Source organism: Mesorhizobium sp. M2A.F.Ca.ET.067.02.1.1 (assembly GCF_004023285.1).
Taxonomy (GTDB): domain Bacteria; phylum Pseudomonadota; class Alphaproteobacteria; order Rhizobiales; family Rhizobiaceae; genus Mesorhizobium.
In genome coordinates this window covers 1-7776 of the sequence record NZ_RZSB01000245.1, presented here as the reverse complement: position 1 = coordinate 7776, position 7776 = coordinate 1, and the positions used below count along the sequence as shown (strand labels likewise).

Below are 7776 nucleotides of genomic sequence, written 5' to 3'. Positions count from 1 at the left end.
ATAGTCGGCCATGCCGGCGATCAGCGAGATGTCGGGCTTGGGCAGGTTGAGCTTGACGGTGTAGTCGTCGACCTTCTGGATGCCGCCATCGACCGGCTTCTTGGTGTCGGCATTGACCAGCGCGCCCATGCGCGCGGCGACCGAATTGCCGGCGACCGACGCATCGCACCAGCGGTTGAGATTGTGGATCACATCGTCGGCGTTGAATGTGTCGCCATTCGACCAGGTGATGCCCTTTCGCACGTGAAGAGTGATCGTCTTGGCATCATCGCTGGTCTCCCAGCTTTCCAAGAGCCAGGGCTCGAAGGAAAAGTCGGTGTTCCAGCGCACCAGATATTCGTTGCACTGGCGCGCGACATTCGACATCTCGACGCCGTCGAAGGTGCGCGGATCCTTGAACCCCTTGACGTTCATCGCGACGCGCAGCACGCCGCCCTTTTTCGGCTCGGCGGCGCGGGCAGGCGAGGGGGCGATCCCGCCCAGCGCCATCGCGCCGGCGGCGCTGACGCCGAAACCGGCCATCAAGGCCAGATATTCGCGCCGGCTGATCGCGCCTTTCTTGAAGTCATCGGCGGTGGGCTCCGCGCGCGGGTGCAGTTTCCTGTCGGTCAGCATGAATTTCATCGTCGTTCCCTCTGTTGTTGGCGCACGTTGCCCGCGTGGCGGTTCTGATTTGCAATGACGTGCACGAGCCAACGGTCGCCCCGGGATCGCCAGGCGCGGGGGCGGATGCGACCGCCGGGGCGCCGTTGCCTGCGAGGGAATGATAGGTCCGCTTTCCGCGGCCAAATGTTTGGTTTTCCGCAGTTCTTGTGCGCTGTTCCGCAGGCTAAGTTGACTCAGACGGCGTCGCCCCCTCATCCGGCCGCTTCGCGGCCACCTTCTCCCCGAGGGGAGAAGAGGTTCGCGCCGGCGCTGACAGGCTCCTCTCCCCTTGGGGAGAGGTCAGCCGAGCGAAGCGGAGGCTGGTGAGGGGGAGCGCCGTTCAATACGGCCACTCGCCCCGTCCGAGCGCGCCGATATCCGCAACAATCCGCCCAAACGCCTCCGCCGCGCGCGGCACAGTCGCGCGTGCCCGAAAAAAACTATGTACCAGCCGCTTCTCCTCGCGCCACCACGCTTGTCCGCCAGCGGCAACACTCCGGTCGCGATAGGCTTCTCCGTCCGACGACAGCGGGTCGCACTCGGCAGTGACGATCACTGTCGGCGGGAGTCTGGAAAAGTCACGATCCGTGAGCGGCGAGAACGTTGGGTCGTCGGGTGACTGCCCGGGCGCGGACCGGAGGCGCCGGTAGAACTCGATGTCGGCGAGCGTCAGCAGCGGCGCCTCGGCGTGCTCGACATAGGAGCGCCCGGTCTCGTCGCCGCCAAGGCCAGGATAGATCAGCACTTGGCCGACGGCGCGCCGCACATGCCGCCGCGCCGCCTGCGCCACCGCAGCGGCGAGATTGCCGCCGGCGCTCTCGCCGCAAAGCACGATCGGCAGCGCGCTGGTCGCGGCGACCCATTCGAACACGGCCAGCGCGTCGTTGGAGGAAGCCGGATGCAGATGCTCCGGCGCCAGCCGGTAGTCGGCCGATACCACCTCGAATCCCGTGCCGACGCAGACTTCCGCGCAGATGTCGTCATGGCTGTCGAGGTCGCCGAGCACGAACCCGCCGCCGTGATAATAGACGACAATCGCCGCCGGCTTACCCTCCATCCGATAGCGGCGGACCGGGATCGCATGCGCCGCGGTAGCGACCATGCCGTCACTGGTGGTCACACCCTCGGGACGGCCCTGGTGAAACGCCACGCACATCCGGTCATAGACCGCGCGCTGCTCGGCGATCGGTGCCGCAACGATCTCCGGCGGGTACCAACTGTTGACCTTGTCGATGTATTCCCAAAGCTCCGGATCGATCCGGTCGGCATATTTACCGCGCCCTGTCGGATCGGTTGGGTCGCCTCCCACAGCCGTCAAAGCTCGGCGTAGAGCTGCGCCGCGTTCTCAAAGGTGAAGCGCAGCGGCACCGAACCCTCGACCTGCCACACATTCACCGTGTCGCCGGCCATCAGCCGGCAGGCGTCGAGCGTGTTGGTGACGGCGCCGCCATAGAGCCGGTTGGCGAGGCTGAGGATGCCGGTCTGGTGCATGGCGGCACTGGCGCTGCCGCAGGCATTCTTGGCCAAAAGCACGCGAAAGCCGCGCGCTACCGCATCCTTCACCGTGGCGTCGATGCAGGCCTCGGTCCAGACGCCGGCAATCACCAGCCATTCGATGCCCGCCGCCTTGAGCTTGTCGCCGAAATCGTTCCTGCCGAAGGCGCTTGCCTCCTGCTTGACCAGCATGGCCTCGCCGTTCCGCGGGGCCACTTCATGGCAGATCGCGGTCAGCGGATCGTCCTTGTCGGAAAAGGCCGACTTGCCGCTTTGGTCCACAGGGTGGAACGGCCGCGCCGCCGCGAGGTCGACGATATAGGCCCAGTGGTAAAGCGGCACGAAATTGCGCCGCGCCGCCTCCTGCAGGCGCTGCACATTGGCGAGGATGTCGGCAAACCCCTCGACCAGATAGCGCTCGTCCTTGCGATGCTCCTCCTGGAGATCGATGAACACCGCGGCCACCGTGCCGCGCCGGATGGAAATGGGCGTTTTCATGCAATGTGCTGTCGGTATGTGGGCGCTACTTGTCAAGAAATTCGTCTTCATAAGGAAACCGCGAGAGCAGCTCGGTCCCGGTCTCGGTGATGAGAATCTCGTCCTCGAGCTTGACGCCCTCGCGGCCGCCTTTCTCGCCGATATAACTTTCCACGCTCACCACCATGCCCGGCACGATGATGCCGTCGCGGCCATAGGTCTCGTAGTCCATCGAGTGGGCGATGAAAGGCGTCTCGCCATGCATGCCGACGCCGTGCATGACCGATGTGTAGCGCTGGTCGACGAAACGGTCGGGGATTTTCCACGCCTTCTCGGCAATCTCGCGAAAAGCCATGCCGGGCTTCACGATGCCGATATTGTGCTGCACCTGGTCGTGCGCCATGCGGTAGAGCGACTTCTGGTAGGGCGTCGGCTTGCCCGGGCCGCAGCGAAAGGTACGCGAGAAGTCGGAGTAGTAGCCGTAGCAGCCGATCGTGTCGGTATCGAGCGCGACCAGTTCGCCCGGCCTGATCTTGCGGCCGCTCGCTTCGTTGAACCACGGATTGGTGCGCTGCCCGGAGGTCAGCAGCCGAGTCTCGATGAACTCGCCGCCCTGACGGATCACCTCGTGATACATGATGGCGAAGAGCTCGTTTTCGGAAACGCCGGGCTTGATCGCCTCGCGCACCGCAGCAACCGCGGCTTCGGCGCCGGCCATCGATGCTTGCAGGCACTTCACTTCCTCTGGCGTCTTCACCGCGCGCACCGCGAGGATCTCGCCCTGGCAGTCCTTCACCTCGCAGCCGCGCTTTTCCAGCGCCAGCGCCTGCAGGTGGCTGCAGCGGTCGAGCCCCAGCTTTATCGAGCCGCCGCCATGCTTTTTCAGAAGCTCGGTTATCTCGTCGGCGAAGGGGCCGGCGGTTTCGTCGTCGCGGCCGGAGACCGATGACCAGACCAGTTTCGAGGGCCGCGCCTCGTCGATCGTGTCGAGCACCATCGAGACATGGTAGCTCTGCGGATATTCGAAGAGCACAATCGGCCCTTCGGTCGGAATGAAGAAGTAGCGGGTCGAATTGCGCAGGAAATAGCCGAACATGTTGCGCGAGCCGGTGGCGTAGCGCTGGTTGTAAGGATCGAACAGCACGACGCCGCCATAACCCGCCTTGCGCATCCATGCGCGCAGCTTGGTAAGGCGTCCCTTACGCAGTGCGTCCGCATCGATGAAGGACGGTTCGGTATCGGACAGCCACATGCCGCCGGCAGGATCGGCCGCTGCGGGGTGGCGCATGCGCTCCTTGAAGTCCACATCCTCGGTGCTGTCGGGATCGAATACGACGATGCTCATCAGAAGGTCTCCTGTTGCGGAGACCATAGCCGGCCAGGGTTTTGAGCTTGTGCGGCATTCCGCGATTGTTGTGCCGGATGCCGCAGTGTAGCGATCCTTCGCGCCCCCTCTGTCCTGCCGGACATCTCCCCCACGAGCGGAGAGATCAGATGTCGCGCAGGGCTTCGCCAATTGCCGAAGTTGCAACAAGGGCGCGGCGCCGAGGCTGCCAATCTCCTCCCAAGTGGGGAGATGGCCGGCAGGCCAGAGGTGGCGCTGTCCCGCCAGCGTCTCATCGCGCCAGCGCGCACTGCACCCTAATGCCTCCGCATCGCCTTCGGCGCGTGCCCATGCTCCTCGCGAAAGGCCCTCGCAAAACTCGACATCGAAGCAAAGCCGCAGGCCAGCGCCACATCGCGCACCATCAGTGTCGAATGCGCCAAAAGGTCGGCCGCCCGCTTCAGCCTGAGCCGCCGGTAATAGCCGTTAGGAGAGATATCCAGCTCGGCGCGGAAATTGCGCTCGAGCTTGTCGGGCGACACACCGAGCCGCTCCGCAAGTTCCGCCATGCCGAGCCGCTCCTCCACCGCGTCTTCCATGATGGCGATGGCCGATAGAACCAGCTCGTTCTGCACCCCGGTGCGCAGCCTGAGCGGCATCAGCTTGCGGTCGACGCTGGAGCGCAGTGGACTGTGCACGAACCATTCAGCGACACCCGCCGCGAGCTCGGCGCCACAGTCGCGCGTGATGATCTCCAGCATCATGTCGAGGCTGCCGACGCCGCCGGCCGAGGTGAAACGCTTGCGGTCGATGACGCAGAGCTCGCGCCGAAGCTCGATATCCGGAAACGCTTCGGTGAAGGCGGGCTGGCTGGTCCAGTGCAAGGTGCAGGCATGGCCGTCGAGCAGCCCGGCGCGGGCGAGGAAGAAGGCGGCGTCCGCGACAGCGCCGATATGAGCGCCGCTGCGCAGGCTCTTGCGGATCCAGCTCATCGCTTCATCGGCCACGACATGGTCGGCATCGCCACCGGAGCACACCACGATGCGGTCGACCTTCGGCGCGTCCGCCGCGCAAAAGCCGGGCTGGATGACGACGCCATTGGAGGCTTCGACGGTGCCCGGATCGGCGCCGACGATGACCCAGCGGTAGCAGTCGCGCTTGGCAAGAATGTTGGCGGCGCGCAGCGGCTCGATAACGGACGAAAACGCCATCATCGGAAAGCCGGGAAAGACCAGCACCGCGAAGGTGAGAGGCGCTCCGCCCACCGCCTGTTTTTCCACGTTGCGTGAATTCATGGTTGGCGGCCGTAGCGCGGCAGGACGATATCGGCGGTCAGCGGCGCCAGTTCCATGCCGCTCGCCAGAGCCGGGTTAAGCCAGATCATTTCGTCGATCTCCGCCGCGGGGATCGGCTCGTCTGTGATGGAAAGCTCGAACAGCTCGGCCTCGACACGGGCATCTGGCTCGTTCGCGGCAGGCGCCGAAAACAAACCGAGATGCGAGGCAGCGCCCGGATCGACGACGATGCCCAGTTCCTCGCGCAATTCGCGCGCCAGGGCTGCGGCCGGCAACTCACCCGGCTCGATCTTGCCGCCGGCCTGCATGAAGGCTTTTGTGCCGCGCTTGCGCACCAGCAGCAGCCTGCCGCCTTCGTCGCGGATCACCGCGGCGGCGATGCGGATTGTCCTGGTCGTCACTGTTCCGGAATGGCTGGAGGTCACGACAGGCTGTTTCCCGGCGGCGGTTTTGGTGGCAGAGAGGCCGGACTGTATCGGGCACGTGCGCGCCCTTGCAACGGAGAAACGACCAGGAAGTTTGCGGCAACCGCCGCAGCTTGCTCTTATGCAATTTTCTTGACCTGTACGCCGATGCGACGTACATAAGGCGCGCGAAGGAGCAAGGACATGGAAACTTTCCATGATGAAATTCGAGAGATCGAGGAGCGCAGCAGCGAGCGGATGAACTTCCGCACAAAGCCGCGCATCAAGAAAGCCATTCAGCAAGCCGCAGCTCTTGCCGGTGTCGACGACTCGGTTTTCACAATGAATGCCGCATACAAGGCCGCCATGGAAACGATTGAGGCTCATGAGCGCACCGCTCTGCGGCCTGTCGACCATGCTGCCTTCTTTGCGGCCCTCGAAAATCCGCCGCAGCCGACGGATCGGCTGCGGGCGTCGTTTGCGCGCTATGTCAAAACCGTCATTTCCAAGTGACGCGGCAGCCCGAAGTCGCCAACGTCATAGAGCCGTTCGATCCTGAAAAGCACGATCGAACGGCTTTTTCCTGTGGCGTAGATCAGGTCGACAATTTCTTCAAAAGGACCGCCAACAAGCTATCCAAAGCCGACAATCTTCGGGTCTTCGTGATGGTCAGTCCGGCCGGAGACCTGATCGGCTTTTACGCCATCAATTCGCACTCGGTGGATTATAGCGAGCTGCCGCACAAATACGCGAGAACCCGGCCGGGACATGGGAGCATCCCTGCGGCCTATCTGTCCATGATGGGTGTTGACCTGCGATTCGCAGGCAATGGATATGGCGGCGACCTTCTGCTCGACGCACTGGTGCGCATAGCGAGGGTTGCTGAGCAGATCGGAATTGCCGTTGTCATGCTGGACGTGCTGGATTGCGGCGACCCAGCCAAGGTGGCGCGCAGAAAGAAGCTCTATCTCGATCATGGTTTCACCGCATTGCCGTCCAACGAATTGCGGTTGTTCCTGCCGGTCAAAACCGTTCAGGACTTATCTTGATGCACAGCAATCTGTAGGCCGAGCACTCGGCTTGCAACGGAGAGACAATACGATGTTCGCGGCAACCGCCATCGACGCCAAGGACAAGCCGGCCTTCTATAAGGAGTTGGCCGCGCAATTGAAAGCGTTGCTGGAAGGCGAGGGCGATTCCGTCGCCAATGCCGCCAACACGGCGGCGCTGATCTACCAGATGGTGCCCGACCTCAACTGGGCCGGCTTCTATTTCCTCGCCTCCGATGACGAGCTGGTGCTCGGGCCTTTCCAGGGCAAGCCGGCCTGCGTGCGCATTGCCGTCGGCAAGGGCGTCTGCGGCAAGGCCATTGAGCTCGACATGTCGATGCTGGTCAAGGACGTCAACGAATTCCCCGGCCACATCGCCTGCGATGCCGATTCGCGCTCCGAGCTGGTGGTGCTGTTGCGCGACGCCGATGGCGCGTTCGGCGTGCTCGACCTCGACAGCCCGCTGCCGGGTCGCTTCGACAAGGAGGACCAGGCCGGTATCGAGAAACTGGCCGCTATCTATGTAGCGGCGTGCGAGTTCGAGGACTGAGGGCACAGGCTCGCTGCGATTGGAGCGTTCGAAGGGCCGTCAGGATCACGCGTGCTTTTCCTGCGCGACGTCGTTGAAGAAGTCCACCAGTGAGAACGGCGCGCGTTCGCCGAGGCAAAGCTCCAGCACCTGGCGCGCGTCCGGGGCTTCGGCGGCGGCGCGGGCAAACATCGGATTCTCATAGTCGGCAAGTGCCTTCTCGATGTCGTACGGGTTCGCGGCAATCGCCTTGCCGAGCTCGGCGCCGTCGAACATTGCCAGGTTGGCGCCCTCGCCGGACGGTGGCATGAGGTGCGCGGCATCGCCGAGCAGTGTCACGCCTGCGACGCGACCCCAGCGGTGTTCATCGGGCAGCGTGTAGATCATGCGCGGAACCGGCGCGGTTTCGCCGTCGGTGATCAGCGTGGTGAGCGCTGGCGCCCAGCCTTCAAACTCGGCGGCGATCCGGGTTCTGGCGGCGTCGGCATCGGTGAAGTCGATGCGTGCGAACCATCCCGCGGGCCGGCTCAATCGGACACAGGTGAGGAGGACGCCTCCC

Annotated in this window: 10 protein-coding genes; 3 read left to right on the top strand and 7 right to left on the bottom strand. The window is 64.0% G+C overall.

What is annotated here, in order from left to right; translation table 11 throughout:
* The 6 genes from EOA28_RS17790 to EOA28_RS17765 all read right to left on the bottom strand — a co-directional run.
* Nucleotides 1-624, bottom strand: a 624-nt coding sequence (locus EOA28_RS17790) for an ABC transporter substrate-binding protein (protein WP_245501548.1), incomplete at its 3' end; no start/stop codon positions are given.
* A gap of 361 nt (nucleotides 625-985) precedes the next feature.
* Nucleotides 986-1954 (bottom strand): alpha/beta hydrolase, encoded by a 969-nt coding sequence (locus EOA28_RS17785; RefSeq protein ID WP_127249959.1) that lies wholly within the window; start codon nucleotides 1952-1954, stop codon nucleotides 986-988.
* 5 nt (nucleotides 1955-1959) lie between these two features.
* On the bottom strand, nucleotides 1960-2637 hold the full coding sequence (locus EOA28_RS17780) for an isochorismatase family protein (RefSeq protein ID WP_128315104.1): 678 nt from the start codon (nucleotides 2635-2637) through the stop codon (nucleotides 1960-1962).
* Nucleotides 2638-2662: 25 nt separating this feature from the next.
* Nucleotides 2663-3961: a Xaa-Pro peptidase family protein gene (locus EOA28_RS17775; RefSeq protein ID WP_127249957.1), complete on the bottom strand. Its 1299-nt coding sequence runs from the start codon at nucleotides 3959-3961 to the stop codon at nucleotides 2663-2665.
* Nucleotides 3962-4257: 296 nt separating this feature from the next.
* The gene (locus EOA28_RS17770; RefSeq protein WP_128315103.1) at nucleotides 4258-5235 is read right to left on the bottom strand and encodes a GlxA family transcriptional regulator; all 978 of its coding nucleotides are present in this window, start codon (nucleotides 5233-5235) and stop codon (nucleotides 4258-4260) included.
* Nucleotides 5232-5660, bottom strand: a complete 429-nt coding sequence (locus EOA28_RS17765) for an NUDIX domain-containing protein (RefSeq protein WP_126083064.1) — start codon at nucleotides 5658-5660, stop codon at nucleotides 5232-5234. Before EOA28_RS17765 ends, EOA28_RS17770 begins: the two co-directional genes overlap by 4 nt.
* 183 nt (nucleotides 5661-5843) lie before the next feature.
* Between EOA28_RS17765 and EOA28_RS17760 the strand changes: the two genes are divergently transcribed.
* The 3 genes from EOA28_RS17760 to EOA28_RS17750 are packed head-to-tail and all read left to right on the top strand — an operon-like array spanning nucleotide 5844 to nucleotide 7238.
* Nucleotides 5844-6152 carry a DUF1778 domain-containing protein gene (locus EOA28_RS17760; protein WP_126083063.1) on the top strand — a complete coding sequence of 103 codons (309 nt, stop codon included), beginning with the start codon at nucleotides 5844-5846 and terminating at the stop codon, nucleotides 6150-6152.
* Complete coding sequence (locus EOA28_RS17755; RefSeq protein WP_126083062.1) at nucleotides 6149-6688, top strand: GNAT family N-acetyltransferase; 540 nt, start codon at nucleotides 6149-6151, stop codon at nucleotides 6686-6688. Before EOA28_RS17760 ends, EOA28_RS17755 begins: the two co-directional genes overlap by 4 nt.
* Nucleotides 6689-6740: 52 nt before the next feature.
* Nucleotides 6741-7238, top strand: a complete 498-nt coding sequence (locus tag EOA28_RS17750; protein WP_126083061.1) for a GAF domain-containing protein — start codon at nucleotides 6741-6743, stop codon at nucleotides 7236-7238.
* A gap of 45 nt (nucleotides 7239-7283) precedes the next feature.
* On the opposite strand, the gene EOA28_RS17745 is transcribed toward EOA28_RS17750, so the two are convergent.
* A partial coding sequence (locus EOA28_RS17745; protein WP_189342081.1) for an FAD-dependent monooxygenase occupies nucleotides 7284-7776 on the bottom strand: 493 nt, incomplete at its 5' end.